The sequence below is a fragment of the Actinoplanes couchii genome (genome assembly GCF_016862075.1).
GTDB classification, from domain to species: Bacteria; Actinomycetota; Actinomycetes; order Mycobacteriales; family Micromonosporaceae; genus Actinoplanes; species Actinoplanes couchii.
In genome coordinates, this window is record NZ_BOMG01000057.1 from 96599 (window position 1) to 121862 (window position 25264).

Genomic DNA, 25264 nt, shown 5'->3' on the forward strand with positions numbered 1-25264 from the left:
CCACACGGCGCGATACTCGCACGGCACCGCAAGCCACCCGCCCCGGCGAGCGGTCAAGCGGCGGGGGTGAGGATTTCGTTCAGCACCTGGGTCCAGACGGCCCGGGGCGGGAACTCGTGGCCCACTCCCTCGAGCCAGACCAGGCGGGCGCCGGGGATGCTCCGGGTCAGTTGCTCCGGGTGGTCGGCGGGGAAGTGCCGGTCCAGGGTGCCGTGCAGGACGACCGTGGGCGTCGCGATGGTGGGCAGCAGGTCCCGGATCGGTGGGCCGTAACCGGCCAGCTGATGGTTCAGGCGGGTGGCCGCCAGGTCCGCGGAGCGGTCGAAGATGCGTTCGGCCAGGCGGCGCAGCTGCGGCTCGTCGGGGGTGAACGGGCCACCCTCCGCTCGGACCTCGGCGATCATGCGGGACACCGCTGACCTGCGGTTCGACCAGTCGACCTCGATCGTGACGGGCCGGACTCCGACCGTACCGACACCGGATTTGATCTTTGCGGTGGAGACCGGGAGCGGACCGCCTCGCGGGACCGCCGAGGTCGGGCTGGGGAGGTCGTCCACGGCTGCGGCCATCAGCGTCAGGCTCAGGACCCGGGACGGGTGGTGGACCGCGATCCGCTGGGCCAGCGCGCCGCCGAAGGAGAAACCGACCAGGTGGGCGGCCGGCAGGCGCAGGGCGTCCAGCACGCCGACGGCGTCCAGCAGCAGGTCGGCGCCCGAGTAGTCGGGCTTGCCGAACGGGCAGGACGTCGAGCGGCCGGTGTCGCGGTGGTCGTAGCGGATCACGAAGCGGTTCCCGGCGGCCAGGCGGCGGCAGAACTCGTCGTCCCACCAGTCCATCGAGCCGGCGTCGCCGGACAGGAGCAGCAGTGGGGGCTCGGTGGGTTGGCCGAAGGTTTCCACGCACATCTCGATGCCGTTGACCGGCATCATCGTCTCGTGCACCACGACTTCATTGTGGGCAGGCTCACTGACGACGAGGTTACGCCGACATCACATCGGATGACCGGCAGGTGGAGACGTTCCGGCCATCCGAGCGACGAACACCCCATTAAGAGTCAGCCGGCCGTCGAGGTGGCGGCGGCGCGGCGGGCCTGGTTGCGGACCGTCCGCAGGGAGACCGCGGTCAGGCCCAGGGCGATGGCGAACAGGGTCAGGTGCAGGTAGGGGTCGGCGATCGGCACGAAACCGATGATCGCGACCGGGATCTGGACCACCCCGATCAGGGCGGCGAGCAGCCGGCGACGGCCGCCGGACCAGAGCAGCGCCGTCCACACCGGGGCCGACGCGACCAGCAGGGTCAGCCCGTCGAGCACCGCGTGCAGGGCCGGGTTGTGCACCGCGTTGTGGGCGAACGCCTGGGCGGGCGTGGCGACCCACAGGCCGGCGAGAGCGAGAGCGAGAACGACAGCGGCACGACGCATGGGGTTCCTCCAGCGCTACTAGACCGTTGCTGCGAGTAATCAAAATACCACCGCAGGGGTGCCTCACGTCTATTCATTCGCCCCACCGATCATCACTCAGAGTTGTTGATCTCGACCGAACGGCCCACTGGCCTACTTTGAGTGATCATGACTAACCTGCGGTGGTGCGTTTGATCGAGCTTGCAATCACCAGTGCCATCACAGCGAGTATTGGCGGTATCTCTTACGCTGCGTTGAACCCCAGGGAGCTGGAGGGGACTGCCCAGCGGGTCGCCGACCAGGCCACCTGCCGGACCGTCGACACCGCGATCGTCGGGTACCTGATGAACAACGGAACGCAGCCGACCTCCATCGCCCAGATCGAGGACTACGTCCGCGGCGACATCTCGAGGTACCGCATCGTGAACGGCATCGCCGACGGCCCGGGCTGCGCGAAGATCCGCCGATAGGAGGTTCAGGACAGCCCCAGGCGCAGAGTGAGGCCGTCGTACTCCGACGGCGGCAGCGGAGCCCGGCGCGGCAGCACCTCGACGCCGGGATGACCGGACTCCAGGCGATCCAGGGCGGCCGGCTCCAGACCCGAGTGGGTCAGGTCCACCCGCGACGGCGCCAGCCGGTTGATCAGCGCCGCGACCTGGCCCTCGGCGACCGGGGTCTCGCGCAGCGACAGCAGCTTGACCTGCTCGACCCCGTCCAGCAGGGCCAGGCTCGACAGGCCGGCCGAGAAGTGCAGGCCCAGGACGTCGAGTTCGGCCGGAAGCTCGACCGCGCCCTCGAGGTGGGTGCCGGCGAGCTGCACATCACGTACCGCAGCAGGCAGTTGACCCTCGGCCCACAACGGACCCGCCGCCCGTAGGGAGACCTGGGTCAACGCCGGCGCCAGCGCGCGCAGCGCGCCCATCCCCCACGGCACCGGCGGCAGACCGGTGATCGTCAGGCTGGTCAGAGCCGGCAGCGGCGCACCGGCGAGGACGAAGCCGCGGGTCACGGTGATCTGCAGGATGCGCAGCTCGGGAAGCCCGGCGTAGGCGGCCAGCGAACCGTGCGGGCAGAAACCGTCACGGACCAGCCAGACGCCGGCCGGCATCGGGACCGGCAGCGGGGTGTCGACGAACAACCGGCGCACCCGGTCGGCGACCTCGGTCAGGCGGCGCAGGCTCTCCTCGTCGCGGACCTCGAAGTCGTGGTGGATGCTGAACGGGCGCCGGTCCGCGGGCGGGCGGATCGGCCCGACCACGTGGAACGGGTCACGGGCCGGGACGACGTAGCGCCCGCAGCAGGTCAACTCGATGATCGTGGCGGCGCCGGTCTCGCCGGTGACGGCCACGTCGACCCACTCGGGGGCCCGGCCGTCGCGCCAGAGCAGATCGGCGGCCTCGTCGGCGCTGAGCCGGACGACCCGGCCCGCGTCGTCGGGATAGTGCTGGTCGCCGTATGACATGTTCAGCCTGACCAGCAGGGTCAGTGCCGGGGGCAGCTTCTCGACGAGACTCGGGGCGGCCAAGTGCCGGGCCGCCTCAGCCGCGTGCCGGAGCCGCTCGGTGAAGAGAATCCGGTCCATTCATAGAAGACTATCCCTGTTTCAGGGATGTTTCACGCCGCTTCAGCGGGCCGCGAGCGCGTGCGCGCGGGGCGCCGACCAGCGGCTGCGGGCCAGGTGCCGGACCCGGGACGACTGGTACAGCCAGACGATGTCCCGGCCGAAAGACCAGGTCAGGCCGGCCAGGGCGACGGCCAGCGCGAACACCGCGAACGCGGTGGGCAGCACGCCGCTGACCACGACCGCGAGCATCACACCCTGCTGGGCGGCGACCACCTTGCGGCTGAACTTCGGCGGCAGCGCGGCGTTCATCCAGGGCAGCGCCCACGAGGCGGCCACGAACAGGTAGCGGAAGGCGCCGATGGCCAGGGCCCACCAGCCGTACTCGATCGCGGCGGCGGCGCTCAGCACCAGGATCAGGAACGCGTCGACCTCCATGTCGAACCGCGCGCCGAGCGAGCTGGTGGTGCCGGTCCGGCGGGCCACCTGGCCGTCGACCCCGTCCATCGCCAGGGCCACGGCGGCGACCGCGGCGATGATCAGCGGCGAGGCGTCCGAGCCGACGATCATCGCGGTGACCCCGCCGGCGAGGACCGCCCGGCCGAGCGTGACTGCGTTGGCCCACCCGATCGTGCTCATCCCGGCACGCTGTAACGCCACCTTCAGCAGGCCGCACAGAACGGCTCCGAACACCACTCCGGCAAACCAGGCCCACGCGCTGAGACCGACGGTGATCGCCAGGATCGCCAGCAGGACAAGCTGGGCGGTGAACCCGGCCAGCGGAGCGCGGGACTGGCTCATCGTGGTCGTGGCGGTACTGAAGGTCACCGTTCCTCCTGCACGTAGGGTCTAGCTGCTGTCCCCGATCAACACGCTTCTCGGGGAACTTTGGTTCAGCTGTGGAAGGACGAATCCTTGGCGAGAGCGTTCTGGATGACCTACCCGGGTACCGGGGAGATACGCGCCGAGCAGGTGCCGGATCCTGCGGAGGGGGAGGTTCGGGTCCGCACACTTCACTCCGGAGTGAGCCGCGGCACAGAGACTCTGGTGTTCCAGGGGCGGGTTCCGCAGAGCCAGTGGTCGGCCATGCGGGCGCCGTTCCAGCAGGGGGACTTCCCGGCGCCGGTGAAGTACGGGTACCTCAACGTCGGCGTGGTCGAGGCGGGGGTTCCCGCGCTGGCCGGGAAGACGGTGTTCTGCCTCTATCCTCATCAGACCCACTACGTGGTGCCGGCGTCGAGCGTCACCGTCGTGCCGGACGACGTGCCGGCCGCGCGGGCGGTGCTGGCCGGGACGGTGGAGACCGCGGTGAACGCCGCCTGGGACGCCTCGCCGCAGATCGGTGACCGGATCACCGTGGTCGGCGCGGGCATGGTGGGCGCTTCGGTGGCCGCCGTCCTGGCCGGGCTGCCCGCCACCGACGTGCAGCTGGTGGACGTGGATCCGTCGCGCGCTTCATTGGCTTCCGCGTTGGGAGCCGGTTTTGCGCACCCGTCCGAGGCTGCTGTCGATCGCGACCTCGTGATCCACGCCAGCGCTACGGAGAGTGGCTTGAGAACAAGCCTCAACCTTCTTCGATCCGAGGGTACGGTCGTCGAGTTGAGCTGGTACGGAGATAACGCGATATCTGTGCCGTTGGGCGAATTTTTCCACTCGAAGCGGCTCACGATCCGGAGTTCGCAGGTCGGCGGCATCTCCCCGACCCGGCACCGGAGTTACGCCGAGCGCTTCCAAACCGCCCTCGAGCTGCTGAAAGACCCGCGCTTCGACGCCCTGATCAGCGGGCACAGTGACTTCGACGAGCTGCCCACGCTGTTGCCGGCACTGTCCGACGGCAGTCTCAAGGCCCTCTGCCAGGTCGTCGACTACCCGATTTGATCTTTCCGTGGCGGGTACCCGTAGTACGCCACGAACCACACATGAGGAGATGAGCCCTTGTTCAGCGTCACCGTCCGCGACCACATCATGATCGCGCACAGCTTCTCCGGCGAGGTGTTCGGACCGGCACAGCGCCTGCACGGCGCCACGTTCGTCGTCGACGCCACGTTCCGCCGGCCGGAGCTGGACGACGACAACATCGTGGTGGACATCGGCCGCGCGAGCGAGCAGCTGCACACCATCTGCGGCAGCCTCTCCTACCGCAACCTCGACGACGACCCCGAGTTCAAGGGGGTCAACACGTCCACCGAGTTCCTCGCCAAGGTCATCGCCGACCGGCTGGCGGTTCGTGCGCAGGCCGGTGAGCTCGGCCCCGGCGCCGTCGGCCTGACCGGCATCTCGGTCACCCTGCACGAGTCGCACATCGCATGGGCGAGCTACGAGCGGACCCTGTGAATCGTCCGCTGTACGCGGTGCTGCCGGGTGGTCTCGACGACCCGGCGGCACCGAGCGGCGGAAACCGGTACGACCGTGAGGTTCTGCGGCGGCTGACCGCTACTGAACATCTCCTTCCGGGGCAGTGGCCCCGTCCCGCACTGGACGACCGGCAGCAACTCGCCGCAGTGCTGGCCTCGGTCCCGGACGATGCCGTCGTCCTGCTGGACGGTCTGGTCGCCTGCGGTGTGCCCGAACTGCTGGAGCCGCACGCCGGCCGTCTGCGCCTGGCGATCCTGGTCCACCTGCCCCTGAGCGACGAGACGGGTCTGCCAGCGTCAACTGCCAGTTCCCTGCGTGGGTACGAATACCGGGCGCTGCACCTGGCCGACGCGGTCGTCGCCACCAGCACCCCGGCCGCCCGCCGCGTCGAGGAGCTGCACGGCCTCACCGGGGTGCACGCGATCCCGCCCGGGGTGGATCCGGCGCCGCTCGCACCCCCCTCCCCCACCGGCAACCGCCTGCTCAACGTGGCGTCGGTGACCCATCGCAAGGGCCAGGACGTCCTGCTGGCGGCCCTGGACACGATCTCCGATCTCGACTGGTCGTGCACCGTCGCCGGGGCCGGTGCCTTCTCCGGAACCGTTCCCGACCGGGTCCGGTTCGTGGGGGCTCTGGCCGGGGACGAGCTCGACCGGGCGTACGCAAACGCTGATCTTTTTGTTCTGCCCTCCCGGGCGGAGACCTACGGGATGGTGGTCACCGAGGCCCTGGCCCGGGGTCTGCCGGTGGTGGCCAGTGACGTCGGCGGTGTTCCGGAGGCGCTCGGCGCCACGCCCGGCGGCGGGATCCCCGGACGGCTGATCCGGCCGGACGACCCGCACGCTCTGGCCGGCGCCCTGCGTGACTGGCTGACCGATCCTGATCTGCGGGCTCGCTGGCGTGCCGGCGCGCTGGCCCGCCGGGAGACCCTGACCGGGTGGGACGAGACCGCCCGATCGCTCGGAAAAGTTCTGGAAACCGTGAACCGTTCGCGCCGCGAACCGCGATAACCCGAGTAGAAGCGATGATGCCGAGGAGGCACACATGACCGAGGTGCACGGCAAGATCGACAGCGCGGACGACCTGGTCACCGGGTCCGGGCGACTCGGTGGGCCGCTTCCGGGGGCCGGCCCGGCCACCGCCGGGGAGGCAGTCACCGGAGACACCGGCGGCGAGTTCAGCGCCACCTGGCTGAGCCTGCGCGAGCCCGCCGACGCCGCCGCCCGCTCGATGGAGCTGGTCGAGGCGCTGCCACCCGGCGTCCGGACAGTGCGTGACCTGGGCTGCGGCACCGGCTCGCTGGGGCGCTGGCTGTCGCCGCACCTCGGCCCCGACCAGCACTGGATCATGACGGACCGCGATCCGGAGCTGCTGGTGCGCGCCGCCGCCGGCATGCCACCCGGGGTGACCGTCAGCACCCAGCAGATGGATGTCGCCGACCTGACCCCCGACGACCTCGCCGGGACCGATCTGATCACCTGCTCGGCCCTGCTCGACCTGCTCACCGCCGAGGAGGTGCGCAAGCTGGCCGCGGTCTGTGCCGAGGCGAAGGTGGCGGTGCTGTTCACCCTGTCGGTGACCGGCGAGGTGCAGCTGGCCCCCGACGATCCGCTGGATGCCGAGGTCGAGGCCGCCTTCAACGCCCACCAGCGGCGTGAGCACGAGGGGCGGCGCCTGCTCGGGCCGGATGCCCCGGCCGTCGCGGCAGCCGCCTTCGAGGAGGTGGGGGCCCGGGTGACCGTGCGCCCGAGTGCCTGGCGTCTCGGTCCGGCGACCCCGGCGCTGACCGCGGAGTGGTTGCGCGGCTGGGCCGGCGCGGCCCGCGAGGAGCGCCCTGACCTGGAGCTGGACGACTATCTGACGCACCGTCTGGGTGCTCTTCCGCACGCTTCCGTGGGACACCAGGATGTTTTAGCGATCTTCGAGTGAACCCTGGGAGGCCGGGTAGGCGTAGTACTCCTCGAAAGCGACGAGGGGACTACGGACGTGAACCGATCGATCTGGGCCTGGCTGCGACTGCTGGGTGGCGCCGCGATCCTGGTGCTGGTGCTCTGGCGCCTCGGGACCGGCGCGTTTGTCGACGGGCTGCGAGTGCTGGACATGGGCACGCTGGTGGCGGCGCTGGGGATCGGCGCCGCGACCACGGTGCTGAGTGCCTGGCGGTGGTGCCTGGTGGCGCGCGGGCTGGGCATGAAGCTGTCGCTGAAGGACGCGACCGCCGACTACTACCAGGCGCTCTTCCTGAACGCGGCACTGCCCGGCGGGATCCTCGGTGACGTCGGCCGGGCGGTCCGGCACGGCAAGGACGAGGGCGATCTGGGCCGTGGTGTGCGGGCCGTCGTCCTGGAGCGCACGGCGGGACAGCTCGTGTTGATGCTGGTCGGCGCGGTGGTGTTGTTCACCGTACCGTCGCCGGTCCTTGCTCTCCTGACCGCACACGGACAGCTGGCCGCCTCGGTGGCCGCGGGCCTCGCAGTGACCGGCGTCCTGATCTACCTCGGGATGCGGCGCCTGCGCGGCGGCCAGTCGAAGGCGGCCGGCGCCGCCCGGACCGGGATGGCCGAGATCCGTTCCGGCCTGCTGTCGCGGCAGAGCGGCCCGGGTGTGCTGCTCGCGTCGGCGGCGGTGCTCGCCGGGCACCTGGCGACGTTCCTGGTCGCGGCGAAAGCGGCGGGCAGTGTGGCGACCGTGCTGGAGCTGGCGCCGCTGCTGCTGCTGGCGCTGATCGCGATGGGCCTGCCGGTCAACATCGGCGGCTGGGGCCCGCGAGAGGGCGTGATGGCCTGGGCGTTCGGTGCGGCCGGTCTGAGCGCGGCGCAGGGCCTGACGATCGCGGTGGCGTACGGCATCATGGCTTTTGTCGCGGCCGCCCCGGGTGCGGTGGTGCTCGTCGTGCGACTGGTCGCGAACCGTCGTACCGCGGCTGTCCCGGCTCCTTCGGTCGCTCCCGCCGCAGCCCTCGCGCCGGCGCTTCCCCTGGTCCCGGCGCTTCCCTCCGCGGCGGCCCTTCCCTCCGCGGCGGCCCTTCCCGTCGCCGCGGCCGTGACCCGCGCTCCGGCCATGGCCTTCGCTCCGGCGGTGACCCTCGCTCCGGCCGTCTCCGTCGCGGCGGCGCCGCAGGTGGTCGTCCTGCCGCTGCCGGTGCGGCAGCCCGCCTACTCCGGCGGTGTCGCGGCTTGACGGTCGAACCGCTCGGGCGCCTGGTTCTCGATCCTGTCCTGATTTTCGAAGCGGTCGGACAGGGCATAGCGCAGCAGCACCACGTCACCGATCTGGCGGACCTCGGCGAGGCCGGCCCGGTTGCCGGGCGCCCACGGGAAGTCGCCGTCGTGGACAAACCGTGGCGCCCGCGAGTCGCCGATGAAGAACGGCGCGATCACCAGGTGCAACTCGTCGGCGATCCCCGCCGCGAGGAACTGGGTGTGCATCTGCCCGCCGCCCTCGACCATGAGCTTGCGCACCCCTCGCGCGGCCAGGTCGGTGGCGACCAGGCGCACGTCCACCGGATCGCCGCCGTCGACCACGGTGGCCCGGTCACCCAGCAGTTCGCGGGCCCCGTCCACGGCCGGGGCCGCGCAGTAGACGATCTTCTCGGCCGCGCCGGTGGTGAAGAACGACGCCGCCGGGTCGAGGTCGCCCCGGCCGGTCACGGTGACCTTCACCGGGTCCGGCGCCGCGCCGCGGGCGATCCGGGCGGCCCGGCGGGCCTCGGAGCGGATCAGCAGCCGCGGGTTGTCCTGCCGGATCGTGCTCGCGCCGACCAGGATCGCGTCGCATGCCGCGCGGACCTCGTCGACCCGGTCGAAGTCCGCGTCGTTCGACAGGAGCAACCTCTCATCGGTCGCGTCGTCGAGATAACCGTCGATGGACATGCCACAGCTCAGCAAGGTGTAAGGACGCTCGACCACCGATGATTCCTCCCAGGAACAGGCCCTCACCATAATCCCCGTGTGCGGGGGCATCTTCCTGGGCAGTGCATCAGGGCCGAGTTCGGCGGGAACAACTAGGAGGACCGATGTTCGAAGGCCGGGTAGTTTCGAAGGCCACCATCCGGCGACAGGTGACCGTGCCGTTGCGTTTCCCGGACGGCTACGCGACCACGGCTCGGGTGATGACGTTCGACGGGCTCGACGACGGCAAGGAGCACCTCGCGCTCGGCCTCGGTGACTGGCAACGGGCGCTGACCAAGTCGGCGGCGGGTGGCCGGGCGCCGCTGGTCCGGCCGCACAGCGAGTGCCTGACCGGGGACGTCTTCGGCAGCCAGCGCTGCGACTGCGGCCCGCAGCTGCGCGAGGCGGTGGAGCGGATCGCCGAGCAGGGCGGTTTCCTTCTCTACCTGCGTCAGGAGGGCCGGGGCATCGGGCTGTACGCGAAGCTCGACGCGTACGCCCTGCAGGACGACGGGCTGGACACCTATCAGGCGAATGTGGCGCTGGGCCGGGGCGAGGACGAGCGGGACTACACCGCCGCCGCGCAGATGCTGCTCGGCATCGGGGTGGACCGGGTGCGGCTGCTGAGCAACAACCCGGACAAGGCCGGGCAGCTCGCTGACCTGGGCATCGACGTGACCCAGCGGATCCCGACCGGGGTGCACCTGTCGGCCGCCAACGTTCGCTACCTGAGTGTGAAGGCATCGCACACCGCTCATACCATCGATCTGCCACTGGCCGAGTGATTTCCACAGGCGGCCGTCATCCACAGGGCTCATGACGGCCGCCCGTCCGGCTCTCTAAACTTCGCGGGGTGACTGACGCCCCTGCGATCTCCGTGTCCAGTGCCACCGACGCCCTCAACCGGATCTTCGGCTACCCGTCGTTCCGCGGGCAGCAGGGCGACATCGTCGACCACGTGATCGGTGGCGGCGACGCGCTGGTGCTGATGCCGACCGGTGGCGGCAAGTCGCTGTGCTATCAGATTCCCGCGCTGGTCCGGCCGGGCACCGGGGTCGTGGTCTCGCCACTGATCGCGCTCATGCAGGACCAGGTCGACGCCCTGCGCACGGTGGGTGTGCGGGCCAACTTCCTGAATTCGTCGCAGGATCTCGACGAGCGGCGGGTGGTCGAGGCCGAGTTCCTCGCCGGTGAGCTCGATCTGCTCTACGTCGCACCCGAGGGTCTCGGCACGGCGGGGGTGCAGCGGCTGCTCGACCGCGGCAAGATCAGCCTGTTCGCGATCGACGAGGCGCACTGTGTGGCCCAGTGGGGGCACGACTTCCGGCCCGACTACCTGGCGCTGTCGATGCTGCACGAGCGCTGGCCCGACGTGCCGCGGATCGCGCTGACCGCCACCGCCACCCCGGCCACCCGCGACGAGATCGCCACCCGGCTGCAGCTGACCGACGCGCGGCACTTCACGGCGAGCTTCGACCGCCCCAACATCCAGTACCGGATCGTCGGGAAGAACAACCCGTCCAAGCAGCTGCTCGAGCTGCTGCGGACCGAGCACGCCGGGGATTCCGGCATCGTCTACTGCCTGTCCCGGGCGTCGGTGGAGAAACACGCCGAGTTCCTCAGCCAGAACGGGATTCCCGCGCTGCCCTACCACGCCGGTCTCGACGCGCGGACCAGGTTCACCAACCAGTCCCGGTTCCTGCGGGAGGACGGCCTGGTCATGGTGGCCACCATCGCGTTCGGCATGGGCATCGACAAGCCGGATGTGCGGTTCGTCGCCCACCTGGACCTGCCGAAATCGCTGGAGGGCTACTACCAGGAGACCGGTCGTGCCGGGCGGGACGGGCAGCCGTCGACGGCCTGGCTGGCCTACGGGCTGCAGGACGTGATGCAGCAGCGCAAGATGATCGAGAGTTCGGACGGGGATGCGGCGTTCCGGCGCAACGCCGGTCAGCACCTGGAGGCGATGCTCGCCCTGTGCGAGAGCGTCACCTGTCGGCGGGCGCAGATCCTGTCCTACTTCGGCGAGACCCCGGCCCCCGCCTGTGGGAACTGTGACACCTGCCTGACCCCGCCGTCCTCCTGGGACGGGACGGTGCCGGCGCAGAAACTGCTGTCCACGGTGTTCCGCCTGCAGAAGGAGCGGGGGCAGAAATTCGGGGCCGGCCAGTCGATCGACATCCTGCTCGGCAAGCGCACCGACAAGGTCAGCCGGTTCCGGCACGACGAGCTGTCGGTCTTCGGGATCGGTGCGGACCTGAAAGAGGCCGAGTGGCGGGGTGTCGTCCGGCAGTTGCTGGCCGGCGGGTTCCTGGCCGTCGAGGGTGAGTACGGGACGATCGCTCTCACCGCGCGCAGCGGGGAGATCCTCAAGGGCGACCGGAAGGTGATGATGCGGCGGGAGGTGCCCGCGCCACGGAGTTCGTCGTCGCGGTCCGGGTCGTCGTCCTCGTCCTCCGCGGGCAAGAGCGCCCCGGTCGCCGATCTGTCGCCGGAGGGGACGGAGTTGTTCGAGCGGCTGCGCGCCTGGCGGGCGACCACGGCCAAGGAGCAGAGCGTTCCGGCGTACGTGATCTTCCACGACGCCACCCTGCGGGCCATCGCGGCGCTGGCGCCGCAGACGCTGGACCAGTTGGGGACGGTGAGCGGGGTCGGTCAGGGCAAGCTGACGAAGTTCGGCGACCAGGTGCTGGCCACGGTCCGCGGCGAGGTGGTCTCCGGGGCGATCGCGGAGCCGTCCGCTTCTCCGGCCCGGACCGCTCCGCCACCGCCTCCGGCTTCCACGGGGTTCTCGGTGGCCTCGGGCGCGGCCCCCGAGCTCTTCCCGTCCACCGACACCCCTGAGCCCACCCGAGCCGCCGCCCCGTCACGGCTCAACCGTTCCCAGCCCACAGCCGCACCGACCAACCGCCCGCCGTCAGCCGCCAAGCCGTCGTCCACCAAGCCGTCGTCCGCCGCGCCGTTCCGGCAGGGCCGTTCGCAGCCCGCGGTCGCCGGCACGGACGAGTCGATCCCGCTGCCACCGGAACCCGACTTCGAGGACGACCCGGGCGCCTACGAGTACTGACGGTCCACGGCCCGGTTCTCCAGCCCTCTGGAGGGCCGGGCCGTTGCCCAGCCTTTCACCTCGCCCAGCCTTTCACCTCGCCCGGCCTTCCGCCTCGGCCAGCCTTTTCGCCTCGGCAGGCCTTTCCGCCTCGGTCGGCCTTTTCGCCTCGGCAGGCCTTTCCGCCTTGGCCGGGCCGAGCGCGGGTCAGGCGTTGCGGATCGCCTCGCCGGCTATCTCGATGCGGATCTTCTTGCCGACCAGGAAGCCGCCGGCCTCCAGGGCTACGTTCCAGACCAGGCCGAAGGCCTCGCGGTCGAGTTCGGCGCTGGCGCTGAACCCGAAGATGTCCCGGTCGTACGGGTCACGCCGCGCGCCGCCGAACTCCATCTGCATGTCGACCGGGCGCGTCACGTCCTTGACCGTCAGCTGGCCGTTGATCACGAAACGGCCGGAGGCGCGGGTGGCCGCGGCCGGCAGGTCGGCGACGGTGCCGCGGCGGCTCAGCGGATTGTTGCGCAGCCGCGCCCAGTTGAAGATCGGGTCGTTGTCGGCTTCCCAGGTGATCCCGGTACTGCGGTACTCCAGGGTCGGATAACGGCTCACGTCCAGGAAATCCGGGCCCGAGAGGTGCGCGTCCCGTTCCGGATTGTGCGTGTTGATACTGTCCGCGCGAATGGTCGCACTGATCGATGAACGCAACGGATCAGCGCCCACCGATATCGTCGCCGCGCCTTTCGCGAATTCACCCCGAACCGGGCTGACCATCATGTGCTGCGCCACGAAACCGATGCGTTTGTGGGCTTCGTCCAGGGTGTAGACCCCGGGATCCGGAATGATCAATCCCTGCCACTCACGGACCGGCCGGTCGACCGTCACGTAAATCTCCCCCTCGGCATCATCGTCACCGCGATGCGGCGCACGAGCCCCCCTGGCTCCGATGCTGATTAGCGGAGATTCCATGCAGGAGTTTGTTCGGACAGTCACCCCCAGGAACGTGACGGGTGTCCGCCGCCACACTTCGCCCTGCACCCCAAGATCGACCATTCACAACAAACCAGACGAGTGTTCACCTGAAATTTCGGACGCCATTTCGTAATTGGTTTGACAATTCGGAATCACAGCACAAAACGGTCGACCCGCTGGCGTCGGAAGGTCGACACGGAAAGTAAGGACGTGCTTATGAACACTCCGTGTTCGGGGTCACCCCGATGAACCCTCCGGCGGTGCGGCACGATCCGGAATCCGCGATGTGTGATCATTTCGTGGGTACACCACCCAGAAGCCACCGGAGGGACACGAATGGGCACCTGGGATTTCGGGCCGTTCGACAACGACAACGCCGCCGATTGGAGTGGGGAACTCCAGGACGCCGGGCCCGATCAGCGTGTCGCTCTCATCCGGCAGACGCTCGGTGAGGTGCTGCACGAAAGTGCCTATCTGGACAGTGATCCCGCCAACCGGGCTGTGGCGGCGGCTGCCGTGGTCGCGTCCCTCCAGCCCAGCGGCTCCACGCTGACCACCCCGTACGCCCCGGACTTCCTGACCGGCGGCGGCACCCTGGAAATCCCGGACGACATGCCGGCCCTGGCCTTACGAGCCCTCGACCGCGTAGTAGGCGACGACTCGGAATGGCGCGACCTGTGGGAGGACGGACTGCCCAAGGCGCTGGCAGCCCTACGCCCCATCCGAGACGCCCTGCAAGCCGAAGCCTGACCCCGACCTCGCCAACAGCCCGTTCCCAACGCCCACCCCACCGACCAGCCGGTCCGGGTTGCCCAGCCCGCCCCTCCGTTCCGGGCGCCTCTGCCGCCGCGTCGGTCACGGCGATCCACCCTGGCCGGCCTTGCGGTCCTGGCGGCCCGCTTCGCCTGCCGCCACCCGCAGTGGCTTACGGAGCCCGCATGCCCTTGCGGAGCCCGCATGCCCTTGCGGAGCCCGCATGCCCTTGCGGAGCCCGCATGCCTTTTTATGGTGAGTGCGAGTTCGGGTTCGATCCGAACCCGAAGTCGCACACGGTGTGGTCAGGCGGTGATGTTGACCATCCAGGGGACTCCGAAGCGGTCGACGAACTGGCCGAACTCGTCGCCCCACATCTGCTTCTCCAGCGGCACGCTGATCTCGCCGCCGGCGCTCAGGCCCGCCCAGTAGCCGCGCAGCAGGTCGCCGTCCTCGCCGCTCAGGCTCACCGTGATGTTCGTGCCGGGCTTGTAGTCCATGCCCGGCGGAGTGTCGGACAGCATCAGCGTGTATCCCTCGGGGGTTTCCAGCTGGGCGTGCATCACCAGGTCCTTGATCGCCGGCTCGGGCGCGCCGAACTCGCCGAACGTGTTGAGCTTCAGCTCGCCGCCCAGAACCGAGCGGTAGAACTCTGCGGCTTCACGGGCCTTGCCGTCGAACGACAGGTACGGGTTGAGGCGGGACGTCATGGCTGCTCCATCGTCATCGTTGACTCCGTCCCCTCGGACGCTAGCCCCCACCTCCGACGTTTTCGGCCTGATCAGGCCAGCTGCACCCACTCGGATCCGGGAACCCCGACGAGAAGACGCACACTCCCATCGGCCGCGAAGCCGGCCAGGAAACGCCCATTTACAACAGGCGCGAAGCCCATGGGGGCACGCCCACTTATGACAGGCGCGAAGCCGACGAAGGCACGCCTGCGCCCGATGGTCCCGAGACGAGCGACGGGACCGCCCGCACCCGGCAACCGCGATGCCGGATCATCCGGCGACCGCAATGCCGGATTAGGAGAGTCCCGCTTCCAGCAGGCGTGAGGCCGACGAAGGCACGCCAACTTCCGGCAGGCGGGGCCGCGACTCTGCCCCGGCGACCGCGATTTCGGTGAGGGGACGCCCACTCCCGGCGGTCGCGGGGCGGTCCGGGCGGGCCGCGGACCTTGCGCGGCCGCCACGGGACGGGTGGGTTTGACGGGATCGTCTACTCGTACTGCAAAAAGGGGTTCATCGGTGGTCGGATCCTTCCGAGGTCACGGCGGCGCGGCCGGCCTCCAAGCGGGCGATCGGCACCCGGAACGGCGAGCAGGAGACGTAGTCGAGGCCGACCTCGTGGAAGAAGTGGACAGAATCCGGGTCGCCGCCGTGCTCGCCGCAGACGCCCAGTTTCAGGCCGGGGCGGGCGGCGCGGCCCTCCTCGGCGGCGATGCGGACCAGCCGGCCGACCCCGTCGGCATCGATGGACTCGAACGGGGAGATGCCGAAGATGCCCAGTTCCAGGTAGCGCCAGAAGAAGGCGCCCTCTACGTCGTCGCGGGAGAAACCCCAGGCCATCTGGGTCAGGTCGTTGGTGCCGAAGGAGAAGAACTCGGCGGCTTCGGCGATCTGCCCGGCGGTGAGCGCGGCCCGCGGCACCTCGATCATGGTGCCGATCAGGATCTCGACACCCGAGGAACCGACGACCTCCGCGATGATTCTTTCCGCTTCCGCGCGCACGGTTTCCAGCTCTTGGACGGCTCCTACCAACGGGACCATGATTTCCGGACGGGGATTGCCGCCTTCGGAGGCCAGGGCCGCGGCTGCCTCGGCGATGGCCCGGACCTGCATGGCGAAAAGACCGGGAATGACCAGCCCGAGGCGTACGCCACGCAGCCCGAGCATCGGGTTCTGCTCGTGCATCCGGCGCACCGCGGCCAGGAGCTGCTCGTCGTGTTCCACACGCTGACCGTGTTCGTGCTGGACGGCGACCTTGACCGCGAGTTCCTCCAGTGACGGCAGGAACTCGTGCAGCGGCGGGTCGATGAGCCGGATGGTGACCGGCAGCCCGTTCATCTCCCGGAAGATCTGGAGAAAATCAGCGCGCTGAAGAGGCTGCAAAGCCGACAGAGCCTCGTTACGTTCGGTCTCGTTGCGCGCAAGAATCAGACGCTCGACCAGTTCGCGACGGTCACCGAGGAACATGTGCTCGGTGCGGCACAGCCCGATGCCCTGGGCCCCGAACCGGCGGGCGCGCGCGGCGTCGACTCCGGTGTCGGCGTTGGTGCGCACGTTGAGCCGGCGCTTCCCGTCGGCGTGTGTGAGGATCCGGTGCACCGCAGCGACCAGCGGATCGTTGGCCTGCGCCGGGTCGAGATCACCCTCGAAGTACTGCACGACCTCGCTCGGGCGCACCGGCACCTCGCCGAGGTAGACGCGGCCGGTGGTGCCGTCGACGGAGATCGTGTCGCCCTCGCGGACGGTGTGCGACCCGATGGCGAACGACGTCGCGGACACCTCCATCTCGTCGGCGCCGCAGACGCAGGTCTTGCCCATGCCGCGGGCGACGACGGCGGCGTGTGAGGTCTTGCCGCCGCGGCTGGTGAGGATGCCGTTGGCGGCAATCATGCCGGGCAGGTCGTCGGGGTTGGTCTCGCGACGGACCAGGATGACGGGCCTACCCTCGGCCGCGACCTCGACGGCCCGTTGCGAGGTGAAGACGACTTCGCCGTAAGCGGCGCCCGGGGATGCTCCGATTCCGCACGTCAGCGAGTCCGGATTTTCCGACAGATCGAAACGGGGGAACATCAGCTGGGCGAGCTGCGCGCCGGTGACCCTGGTCAGTGCCTCGTCGAGATCGACGACGCCCTCGTCGACGAGTTGCACGGCGATGGTGAACGCGGCGGCCGCCGTCCGTTTCCCGACCCGGGTCTGCAACATCCAGAGCTTGCCACGCTCGATGGTGAACTCGATGTCGCAAAGATCGCGGTAGTGGCCCTCCAGCGTTGCCATGATCTGCATCAGCTCGTCGTAGGAACGCTTGTCGAGCTGTTCCAGATCGGCCAGCGACAGCGTGTTGCGGATGCCGGCGACCACGTCCTCGCCCTGGGCGTTGGACAGGTAGTCGCCGTAGACGCCCTGCTCACCGGTGGCCGGGTCGCGGGTGAAGGCGACGCCGGTGCCGGAGTCGGCGCCGAGGTTGCCGAAGACCATCGCGACCACGTTGACGGCGGTGCCGAGGTCGGTGGGGATGCGTTCCTGCCGGCGGTAGAGCACGGCGCGGTCGGCGTTCCACGACCGGAAGACGGCAGCGACGGCCTGGTCGAGTTGCTCGCGTGGATCCTGCGGGAACTCGTGGCCGGTGTGTTTGACGAAAACTTTCTTGTACGCCGTGACGAGCGCCCGCAGATCGTCGGCGTCGAGTTGCACATCGTCGCTGACTCCTTTCGCGGTTTTCGCCTCGTGCAGAGCATCCTCGAATTCGTGACCGGGCACCTCGCACACGGTCTTGCCGAACATCTGGATCAGGCGCCGGTACGAGTCCCAGGCGAACCTGTCGTTGCCGCCGGCCTGCCGCGACAGCCCGTCCACCGAGGCGTCGTTGAGCCCCACGTTGAGGACGGTCTCCATCATGCCGGGCATCGAGAACTTGGCGCCGGACCGTACCGACACCAGCAGCGGGTCGGCCGGGTCGCCGAGCCGGCGGCCCATCGCGGCCTCCAGGGTGGCGAGATGTTCGTCGATCTCGGCGTCGAGCCCGTCGACGTGTGTGCCGGCGGTGAGGAACCGCTGGCAGGCCTCGGTGGTGATGGTGAATCCGGGCGGCACGGGCAGGCCCAGGTTGGTCATCTCGGCGAGATTGGCGCCCTTGCCTCCGAGCAGGTCCTTGAGATCCTTGTTTCCCTCGGCGAAGTCGTACACGAACTTCATGCCCCTACCTCCGGTTACGAATCCGTGGCGGATACCAGTTCCTGCCCTGGGATTCGTAAGGCTAAGCACGACCGCGATGAATAGTTAACAGCTGGTGGCTTTTTCCACACAGCTTCGGTCATCACTGAGCGGTACGCGCTCTCTCCGCGCAGTAACGAGCACGGAGCCACTGATCGAGTGGCCTGAGGGGGTCGCCGGGACGGTTCACGGCACAAAATAAGAGCGCCGCTGCGAATTCCACGGGGGAAGAACTCGCAACGGCGCACCGCGAACATTAGACGACGATCGTCGACATGTCTATCCCACGCGCTGGACGACCGAGCCCACCAGCCGCTTCCAGTCCGCCTCGAAGCCCGCCGACGGCGACGAGTTCTCCAGGCGGTAGACGGCATAACCGTCCACAAGCACCACATTGCGGGTACGCAACACGGCAACCGCGGTGTCGGCGGTGCCGGGGTGCTCCGACTCGTACAGCTTGTGCCGGACGATCACGAACCCGGTCCAGTCGCCCTCGGCCAGGTCACGGATCTCGACCGTCTCGTTGTAGGCCGGCTCGTTACGGTCCGACGTCACCGTCGCCGGGATCTCGTTGGTCGCCGGGCACTGGTCGGCGACCGTCTTGAGCAGCGTCATCCCGGCTTCGGCGCTGGCCACGTCGTTGTAGACGAGCGCGGACTGCTGCAGCGTCTGCGCGCCCTTCTCCCCCTCGTCGGCCACGTTCGACGCCACGAACTCGGCGCCCGGCGGGATCTCCGGCGCAGCCGTGGTGCCGCCGCAGAAGCTGACGAGCTGTGCCGGCGCGGCGCTCTCCGTCGGCGCGGCCCAGGCCGGGCCGATCTCCGCGGGCTGCAGGAACGCGCCCCGCATCGTGGTGATGCTGACCAGGCCGTCGTCGGGGCCGGTCTCGTCGGAGGAGCTGCACCCGGCCGCCAACACCAAGGCGCAGGCGGCGCCCACTGCGGCACGGAGGGTTCTGGCGGTCGAGAACATCCGGCCATCCTGCCAGACCCGGCCACCCGGGAATCCATGTGCCGCCCCTCGCAACGCTGCGATAAGGTCGCCGCCACACGGCGTGTAGCTCAGCAGCAGAGCGCCCGGCTGGGGCCGGGAGGGCGCAGGGGCAGAACCTGCCACGCCGGCATGGAACAGCACGCAGCCGCACTTTCCACGCCACGGGCTCGCGGCCGGGCGGCACGGTGGATCACGACCCTGGCCGGGCTGCTGTCCACCGGTCGCACCCCGGCCGGCGGGCTGCCCGCGTGGATCACCGAGCCGGTCGGCTACCAGGACCGCTTCTCCGGGCGGACCTCGAAATCCGATCGGCTGTCGGAAACCGAGATCGATTACGCCCGGCGCCACCGTCTGCCCGCGAACCGGCGGCAGATCTTCAAACACGCCGTCGACCCCACCCGGATCGGCGTCCTGCTCGACGAACCGCACCGGCTCCGGCGCCCCGAGCAGTCGGCGCTGCCGATCCTCGCCTGGCTGCTGGCCGCGAACGACGATCTCCCGGCGCTGCTCCTGCTGGGCGAGATCGGCCCGTACCGTCACCGTCTCGACTTCCTGCCGGCGCCGGTCACCGAACCCGGCCGTTTCCCGGAGCTGGTGTGGATCGACGCCGCCGGAGATGTCACCGGAAGCGTGCGGTACCACGCGCCACAACCACGGGTCGCGGCCATGAACGACACCCTGCGTATCTGGAATCTCTTCGCCGATCGGGTTCTCGAACACTGGCTGGAGTCCGGCGTACCGGCGGATCGGGAATGGCTCGCCCGGTCCCGGGACCTCCTGGCCGAACACGCCGACCTGGCCCGGAAGCATCCGCCCAGCCGGCGGCACGCCGGGCCGAAGGCCAATCTGACCGTCCTGATCAGCGCTCTCGACGACGTGCTGGCCGGACGGGAGCCGCGGACCGGTCTGGTACACACGGTGACCACGGCGATGGTGCGCCGCCGAGGTGCGCCTGGCAGCCCCGCCCATCGTGGGCTGCGTGCCCGGCAGGCCGCCGACGCGGCACGGCTTCCCCGGAACGAGGCCCTCGGCCGGATCGCGGACCGGATGGCCGCGCTGCCCGGGGAGACCGGGGCCGTCGACGTCAGCGATCTCCTCGGGACGACCCCGGAACCCATGGCCACCCGGGTACGCCGGGCCGGCGCCGTCGCACCCGACTCGGGCCTGTTCCCGTCCGGCGACGCGCTGGCCCGGATCGCGCCCCGGATCGCCGCGGAGGCCGTGGCCGCCGGTTACCCGGATCCTCGGCTCCGTGAGCTGGTCACCGATGCCTACCTGGCCTTCCACCGGCAACGATCGAGGCGGCCCGAGCTGGAACGCCGGATCCGTTTCGACGAGCTGCCGTGGATCCGCGCGGTCGCCGGTCACCGCACCGGCGACGCCACCACCCGGACCGTTGTCGCCCGGACGCTGAGCCGGCTCGGCACGCTCACCCTGCGAGACCTCCCGGACGTGCTCGTCCCGGATCCGCTGGTCCGCGAACTGGCCGTGCTGAGCCGGGAGGCCGGGCTGGACCTGCCGTGGGTCCTCGACAGCCGGATCCCGGCGCCGGCCGCCACCGAACTCGCCGCGGAGCTGCTGGCCGGAACCCTTTACGACCGGTATTACCAGGCCGGTTACGTCACGGCGGAACCCTGGCCGGACGAGGTGACCAACGAGCGGGCGCAGACTCTCACCACCCACAACCTGGCGACGCTGTGGGAGGCCGGGGCCGAGCTGCCGCCCGCGGCGGCGCGGCGCTGTTTCGACCGGGCCGCACGCCTCTCCCGGCGCCTGGGCGGGCCGAACACCCCACGCCTGGCCAGGGACATCGCGATCGCGTGGCGTCATATGATCTTCCACCTCTCCCTGGACGGTGATCCGGAACCCTTCGTGCTGGAGCTCCCGGTCGGCGGGCCGCTCGGGGTGGCCGTGACCGGGTTGCGCGCCGTGCTGGCCGGCGATCACACCGAACCGCTGACCAGCTCCCGGCTGTGTTCCTGAATCCTTGCACCGGCCGGACCGCCGGCCCCGAGTTATCCACAGCGGGCGGTTGTCCACAGGCCGGCGGGTTCCCCGTCGCGCTCGGCGCCGATCGCGGTTAGCGTGACCCTCAGGCAACGACGCCGAGGAGGTCCACGATGAGCGTGATCGATGCGCTGGCCGCACGTCTGCGGTCCGAGTTGGGCTCCGACCAGGTCATCACCGACAGACAACGCTTGCGGACGTATGAGTGCGACGGCCTCACGCACTACCGGGTCGTTCCCGCGCTCGTCGTCCTTCCGCACAGCTCCGCGGAGGCCGCGCTGACGGTCCGCGCGTGTGCCGAGGCGAGGGTTCCGTTCGTGGCCCGCGGCTCCGGCACCGGCCTGTCCGGCGGGGCGCTGCCGCATGCCGACGGTGTCCTGATCGTCACCTCCCAACTGCGGTCGATCGTGTCGCTGGATCCCGCCGACGAGCGGGCCACCGTCCAGCCCGGCGTCATCAACCTGCAGGTCAGCGAGGCGGTCCGGGATTTCGGTTACTACTACGCGCCCGATCCGTCCAGCCAGCAGATCTGCTCGATCGGCGGCAACGTCGCGGAGAATTCCGGAGGCGCCCACTGCCTGAAATACGGGTTCACCACCAACCACGTGACAGGCATCGAGATGGTCACCCCCGACGGTGACCTGGTGCGGCTCGGCGGCGCCGCCCCGGACACTCCCGGCTACGACCTGCTCGGCGCGTTCGTCGGCTCCGAGGGCACGCTCGGCATCGCCACCGAGGTGACCGTCCGGCTGACCCGGCTGCCGGAGACGGTGCGGACCCTGCTCGCCGCCTTCCACAGCACCGACCAGGCCGGGGCCGCCACCTCGGCGATCATCGCGGCCGGGGTGATCCCGGCCGCGATCGAGATGATGGACGCGCTCTCCATCGAGGCCGCCGAGTCGGCCGTCCACTGCGGTTATCCGGCCGGGGCCGGGGCCGTGCTGGTCGTCGAGCTGGACGGGCCTCTCGCCGAGGTGCAGGCCCAGTTCGACGAGGTCACCCGGCTCTGCGCCGAGCACGGCTCGTTCGAGACCAGGGTCGCCGCCGACGACACCGAGCGGGCGCTGATCTGGCGGGGGCGCAAGTCGGCGTTCGCGGCGGTCGGGCGGATCAGTCCCGACTACATCGTGCAGGACGGTGTGATCCCGCGGACCGCGCTGCCCGAGGTGCTGCGCCGCATCAACGAGGTCGCCGCGTCCCACGGCGTGCGGGTCGCCAACGTCTTCCACGCCGGCGACGGGAATCTGCATCCGCTCGTCCTCTTCGACGACACGGTGCCCGGCGAGTCCGGCCGGGCCGAGACCGTCTCCGGCGCCATCCTCGACCTGTGCATCGAGTTCGGCGGCTCGATCACCGGGGAGCACGGGGTCGGGGTGGACAAGGCGCGGTACATGCCACGCATGTTCACCGACGACGACCTGGAGACGATGCAGCTTCTCAGATGCGCTTTCGATCCGCTGTCCCTGGCCAATCCGGGCAAGGTCTTCCCCACTCCCCGCCTGTGCGGTGAGCGGCCGGGGCGGCGGCAGGGCGCCCATCCGCTGCAAGAGGCCGGCGTGGCGGAGGTCTTCTGATGCGCCCCCTTCGTCCTTCGTGTCCCTCTCCTGGAGGGCCGCGATGAGCCTCCTGGATGATCTGGCGGTCGAAGCGGGTGACGACGACGTCGTCGCCGGTGTGCCGGCACGGCTGGTGGCTGCCCCGGCATCGACCTCCGAGGCGGCCGAACTCGTCGCCGCCGCGCGAGGGCTCAGCGTGGTGATCCGCGGTGGTGGCACCAAGCTCCAGCAGGGGCCGCCACCTCGCGAGCTGGATCTGATCATCGACACGGGACGGCTGACCGGGGTGGTCGAGCACGCCGCCGGAGATCTGATCACCGTCGTCCGGGCCGGGACTCCGATGGCCGAGTTGCACCGGCTTCCCGGTCAGCAACTGGCACTCGACGCGCCGCCGGGCGCCACGGCCGGGGGCACGGTCGCGGCGAACGGCAGCGGGCCGCGGCGACTGCGCTACGGCACGGCCCGTGATCTACTGATCGGCATCACGGTGGTCCGGCCCGACGGCCGGGTCACCAGGGCGGGCGGCAAGGTCGTCAAGAACGTCGCCGGGTACGACCTGGGCAAGCTCTACACCGGATCCCTCGGCACGCTCGGGCTGATCACCGAGTGTGTCTTCCGGTTGCACCCGGTCCCGGTTGCCGCCTTGTTCGTACGGGCCGTCGCACCGCCGTCGGCCGCCGGCTCGGTGCTGGCCGCCCAGTTCGCGCCCAGTGCCCTGGAGATCAACGCCGAGCCGGGCGCCGAGCTGGAGATCGCGGTGCTGCTGGAGGGCACACCTACCGGGGTCCAGGATCGTGCGCGAGCGCTGGCCACCCTGCTCGACGGCGAGGTCACCGGCGAACCGCCACCGTGGTGGGACACCCCGCCGTGGCCCTCCGGAGGGCTGGCTCTCAAGCTGACCGCCACGCTCTCCCGCGTTTCCGCCCTGGTCGACGCCGCACTGGAAGCGGGCCTCACCATCCGTGGCTCCGCCGGGGCGGGCGTTCTCTACGCGGGCGGTCCGGCTCCGGATCACCCGGTGGCGGCCACGGTCGAGACGTTGCGGGGTACGGCTGCCGCTGCCGGTGGGCATGCGGTCGTGCTGGCCGTGCCGGACGGGATGCGGGACGGGATCGACATGTGGGGGCCGGTTCCCGGGATCGAGCTGATGCGGCGGGTCAAGGAGCAGTTCGATCCGGACCATCGGTTCGCGCCCGGACGCTTCGTGGGAGGTATCTGATGCCGGACGACGCGCTGCGTGCCGCGGAGAGTGGGGCCGCCTATACGGCCTTCGATCGGGATCATCCGCCGAGTGCGGATCTGGTGTCCGATTGTGTTCACTGCGGGTTCTGCCTCACCACCTGTCCCACCTATGTGTTGTGGGGCGAGGAGATGGACTCCCCACGAGGGCGGATCCACCTCATCGGGCAGGGGCTGGCCGGGGAACCGCTCAGCGACTCGATGGTCGAGCACTTCGATCGGTGTCTCGGGTGCATGGCTTGTGTGACCGCCTGCCCGTCGGGGGTGCGGTACGACCGACTCATCGAGGACACCCGGGCTCAGGTGGAGCGGCGGCATGTCCGGGGAGTTCGGGAGCGGGCGCTGCGGGCGGCGATCTTCGCGCTGTTCCCGTACCCGCGGCGGTTGCGGCTGCTTCGGGGGCCTTTGCTGGCGTACCGGAGATCGGGTCTGCAGAAGTTGGTGGGGCGCACCGATCTGCTCCGGCGGCTCGCGCCGACGATCGCGACCCTGGAATCCCTGGCGCCGCGGGTGCGCGGTGTGCCACGGCCATCGGCCCGGGTCCGGGCGCGCGGGGAGCGGCGTGCGGTCGTGGGCATGCTGACCGGTTGTGTTCAGTCGGCGTTTTTTCCGGACGTCAATTCCGCGACGGTACGGGTACTCGCCGCCGAAGGATGTGAGGTCCTGATTCCTCCGGCGCAGGGGTGTTGCGGGGCGCTCAGTGTGCACAACGGGCGGCGTGCGGAAGCGCAGCGGTTCGCCCGGCGGCTGATCGACGTGTTCGAGCAGACCGGGATGGACTATTTCGTGGTCAACGCGGCGGGGTGCGGGTCGTCGTTGAAGGAGTACGACGAGTTGCTCGCCGACGATCCACGGTATGCGGAGCGGGCCGTCGCGTTCACGGCCAAGGTTCGTGACCTGGCCGAACTGCTGGTGGAGCTCGGGCCGGTCGCCGAACGACATCCGCTGCCGATGACGGTGGCCTATCACGACGCCTGCCATCTCGGGCACGCACAGGGCATTCGGGAGCAGCCGCGGGCGCTGTTGCGGGGCATCCCGGAGCTGGAGGTCCGGCGGATCGCCGAGGCGGAGATCTGCTGCGGTTCCGCCGGCGTGTGGAACGTCCTGAACCCCGGCCCGGCCGCCGACCTGGGCGACCGCAAGGCGAAGGCGGTCCTGGCCACCGGCGCGGAACTCCTGGTGACCGCCAACCCCGGCTGCCTGATGCAGGTGGCCGCCGCCGTCCGCCGACAGGGCGGCGCGATCGCTCTGGCCCACACGGCTCACGTCCTGGACGCCTCGATCCGCAACCTGGACCCCAGCACTCTCCTGTCCCCCTGACAGGCGCCCGGCCGTCAGGGATGGGTGGAACGCGGGGAGACGGGCCCCGTAGCGCCCGTTCCCCCCGCGCTCTCCCGGCCGGCTACCGCCGAGTGAGAACGGCGCGCCCCTGCGCTGTTCGGCCTCACCCTCCACCGCGGCCGCCCGGCCCGCGCGGCGCCCATCCCATCGCGCCGCACGTCTCATTCCTTCCATCCCCCAGGCCCACCGCGCACCTCATACGCCGCCGCGCACTTCGCAA

Annotated in this window: 20 protein-coding genes, 1 tRNA gene and 2 pseudogenes; 14 read left to right on the forward strand and 9 right to left on the reverse strand. The window is 70.1% G+C overall.

The window, feature by feature from the left end; all coding sequences use genetic code 11:
- Positions 1-53: 53 nt before the first annotated feature.
- Positions 54-944: an alpha/beta fold hydrolase gene (locus Aco03nite_RS23695; protein ID WP_239145375.1), complete on the reverse strand. Its 891-nt coding sequence runs from the start codon at positions 942-944 to the stop codon at positions 54-56.
- A gap of 110 nt (positions 945-1054) precedes the next feature.
- Positions 1055-1420, reverse strand: a complete 366-nt coding sequence (locus Aco03nite_RS23700; protein WP_203797939.1) for a hypothetical protein — start codon at positions 1418-1420, stop codon at positions 1055-1057.
- Positions 1421-1584: 164 nt separating this feature from the next.
- On the opposite strand from Aco03nite_RS23700, the gene Aco03nite_RS23705 reads away from it, so the two are divergent.
- Positions 1585-1869, forward strand: a complete 285-nt coding sequence (locus Aco03nite_RS23705) for a hypothetical protein (protein WP_203797940.1) — start codon at positions 1585-1587, stop codon at positions 1867-1869.
- A gap of 5 nt (positions 1870-1874) precedes the next feature.
- Here Aco03nite_RS23705 and Aco03nite_RS23710 read toward each other — a convergent pair whose 3' ends face one another.
- Both Aco03nite_RS23710 and Aco03nite_RS23715 read right to left on the reverse strand, forming a co-directional pair.
- Positions 1875-2981, reverse strand: coding sequence for a hypothetical protein (locus Aco03nite_RS23710; RefSeq protein ID WP_203797941.1), 1107 nt, complete (start codon positions 2979-2981; stop codon positions 1875-1877).
- Between the two features lie 42 nt (positions 2982-3023).
- A complete protein-coding gene (locus Aco03nite_RS23715; protein ID WP_203797942.1) occupies positions 3024-3788 on the reverse strand; it encodes a CDP-alcohol phosphatidyltransferase family protein in 765 nt (254 codons plus the stop codon).
- A 105-nt stretch (positions 3789-3893) separates the two neighbouring features.
- Here Aco03nite_RS23715 and Aco03nite_RS23720 point away from each other — a divergent pair, with 105 nt between their 5' ends.
- The 5 genes and pseudogenes from Aco03nite_RS23720 to Aco03nite_RS23740 form a co-directional block, all read left to right on the forward strand.
- On the forward strand, positions 3894-4838 hold the full coding sequence (locus tag Aco03nite_RS23720) for a zinc-dependent alcohol dehydrogenase (protein WP_203798230.1): 945 nt from the start codon (positions 3894-3896) through the stop codon (positions 4836-4838).
- A 57-nt stretch (positions 4839-4895) separates the two neighbouring features.
- Positions 4896-5294, forward strand: coding sequence for a 6-pyruvoyl trahydropterin synthase family protein (locus tag Aco03nite_RS23725; protein WP_203797944.1), 399 nt, complete (start codon positions 4896-4898; stop codon positions 5292-5294).
- The gene (locus Aco03nite_RS23730; RefSeq protein WP_203797947.1) at positions 5291-6325 is read left to right on the forward strand and encodes a glycosyltransferase family 4 protein; all 1035 of its coding nucleotides are present in this window, start codon (positions 5291-5293) and stop codon (positions 6323-6325) included. Before Aco03nite_RS23725 ends, Aco03nite_RS23730 begins: the two co-directional genes overlap by 4 nt.
- A 34-nt stretch (positions 6326-6359) precedes the next feature.
- Positions 6360-7244 (forward strand): class I SAM-dependent methyltransferase, encoded by an 885-nt coding sequence (locus tag Aco03nite_RS23735; RefSeq protein ID WP_203797949.1) that lies wholly within the window; start codon positions 6360-6362, stop codon positions 7242-7244.
- Between the two features lie 57 nt (positions 7245-7301).
- A pseudogene (locus Aco03nite_RS23740) lies at positions 7302-8219 on the forward strand (lysylphosphatidylglycerol synthase transmembrane domain-containing protein); the annotation flags it as partial.
- Between the two features lie 251 nt (positions 8220-8470).
- On the opposite strand, the gene Aco03nite_RS23745 reads toward Aco03nite_RS23740, so the two are convergent.
- Positions 8471-9223, reverse strand: a complete 753-nt coding sequence (locus tag Aco03nite_RS23745; RefSeq protein WP_203797954.1) for a RibD family protein — start codon at positions 9221-9223, stop codon at positions 8471-8473.
- 107 nt (positions 9224-9330) lie between these two features.
- Between Aco03nite_RS23745 and Aco03nite_RS23750 the strand changes: the two genes are divergently transcribed.
- Positions 9331-9990 (forward strand): GTP cyclohydrolase II, encoded by a 660-nt coding sequence (locus Aco03nite_RS23750; protein ID WP_203797957.1) that lies wholly within the window; start codon positions 9331-9333, stop codon positions 9988-9990.
- A 68-nt stretch (positions 9991-10058) separates the two neighbouring features.
- Positions 10059-11906 (forward strand): annotated as a pseudogene (gene recQ / locus Aco03nite_RS23755) (DNA helicase RecQ); the annotation flags it as partial.
- Between the two features lie 552 nt (positions 11907-12458).
- On the opposite strand, the gene Aco03nite_RS23760 reads toward recQ, so the two are convergent.
- On the reverse strand, positions 12459-13136 hold the full coding sequence (locus Aco03nite_RS23760; protein ID WP_239145391.1) for a YceI family protein: 678 nt from the start codon (positions 13134-13136) through the stop codon (positions 12459-12461).
- A gap of 417 nt (positions 13137-13553) precedes the next feature.
- Here Aco03nite_RS23760 and Aco03nite_RS23765 point away from each other — a divergent pair, with 417 nt between their 5' ends.
- Positions 13554-13967, forward strand: a complete 414-nt coding sequence (locus Aco03nite_RS23765; RefSeq protein ID WP_203797961.1) for a DUF4259 domain-containing protein — start codon at positions 13554-13556, stop codon at positions 13965-13967.
- A gap of 308 nt (positions 13968-14275) precedes the next feature.
- On the opposite strand, the gene Aco03nite_RS23770 is transcribed toward Aco03nite_RS23765, so the two are convergent.
- The 3 genes from Aco03nite_RS23770 to Aco03nite_RS23780 form a co-directional block, all read right to left on the reverse strand.
- The gene (locus Aco03nite_RS23770) at positions 14276-14680 is read right to left on the reverse strand and encodes a VOC family protein (protein ID WP_203797963.1); all 405 of its coding nucleotides are present in this window, start codon (positions 14678-14680) and stop codon (positions 14276-14278) included.
- A gap of 531 nt (positions 14681-15211) precedes the next feature.
- Entirely contained in the window at positions 15212-17890 is a 2679-nt protein-coding gene (gene ppdK, locus Aco03nite_RS23775; RefSeq protein ID WP_203797964.1) for a pyruvate, phosphate dikinase, read from the reverse strand.
- 297 nt (positions 17891-18187) lie between these two features.
- The gene (locus Aco03nite_RS23780) at positions 18188-18880 is read right to left on the reverse strand and encodes a hypothetical protein (protein ID WP_203797965.1); all 693 of its coding nucleotides are present in this window, start codon (positions 18878-18880) and stop codon (positions 18188-18190) included.
- 78 nt (positions 18881-18958) lie between these two features.
- Between Aco03nite_RS23780 and Aco03nite_RS23785 the strand changes: the two genes are divergently transcribed.
- The 5 genes from Aco03nite_RS23785 to Aco03nite_RS23805 all read left to right on the forward strand — a co-directional run bounded on the left by Aco03nite_RS23785 (position 18959) and on the right by Aco03nite_RS23805 (position 25023).
- Positions 18959-19029 (forward strand) — tRNA-OTHER (locus Aco03nite_RS23785).
- 1 nt (position 19030) lies between these two features.
- A complete protein-coding gene (locus Aco03nite_RS23790) occupies positions 19031-20884 on the forward strand; it encodes a hypothetical protein (protein WP_203797966.1) in 1854 nt (617 codons plus the stop codon).
- A gap of 137 nt (positions 20885-21021) precedes the next feature.
- Positions 21022-22482: an FAD-linked oxidase C-terminal domain-containing protein gene (locus tag Aco03nite_RS23795; RefSeq protein ID WP_203797967.1), complete on the forward strand. Its 1461-nt coding sequence runs from the start codon at positions 21022-21024 to the stop codon at positions 22480-22482.
- A gap of 43 nt (positions 22483-22525) precedes the next feature.
- Positions 22526-23683: an FAD-binding oxidoreductase gene (locus tag Aco03nite_RS23800; protein WP_203797969.1), complete on the forward strand. Its 1158-nt coding sequence runs from the start codon at positions 22526-22528 to the stop codon at positions 23681-23683.
- Positions 23683-25023 (forward strand): (Fe-S)-binding protein, encoded by a 1341-nt coding sequence (locus Aco03nite_RS23805; protein WP_203797970.1) that lies wholly within the window; start codon positions 23683-23685, stop codon positions 25021-25023. The genes Aco03nite_RS23800 and Aco03nite_RS23805 overlap by 1 nt, the downstream gene beginning before the upstream one ends.
- Positions 25024-25264 lie beyond the last annotated feature (241 nt).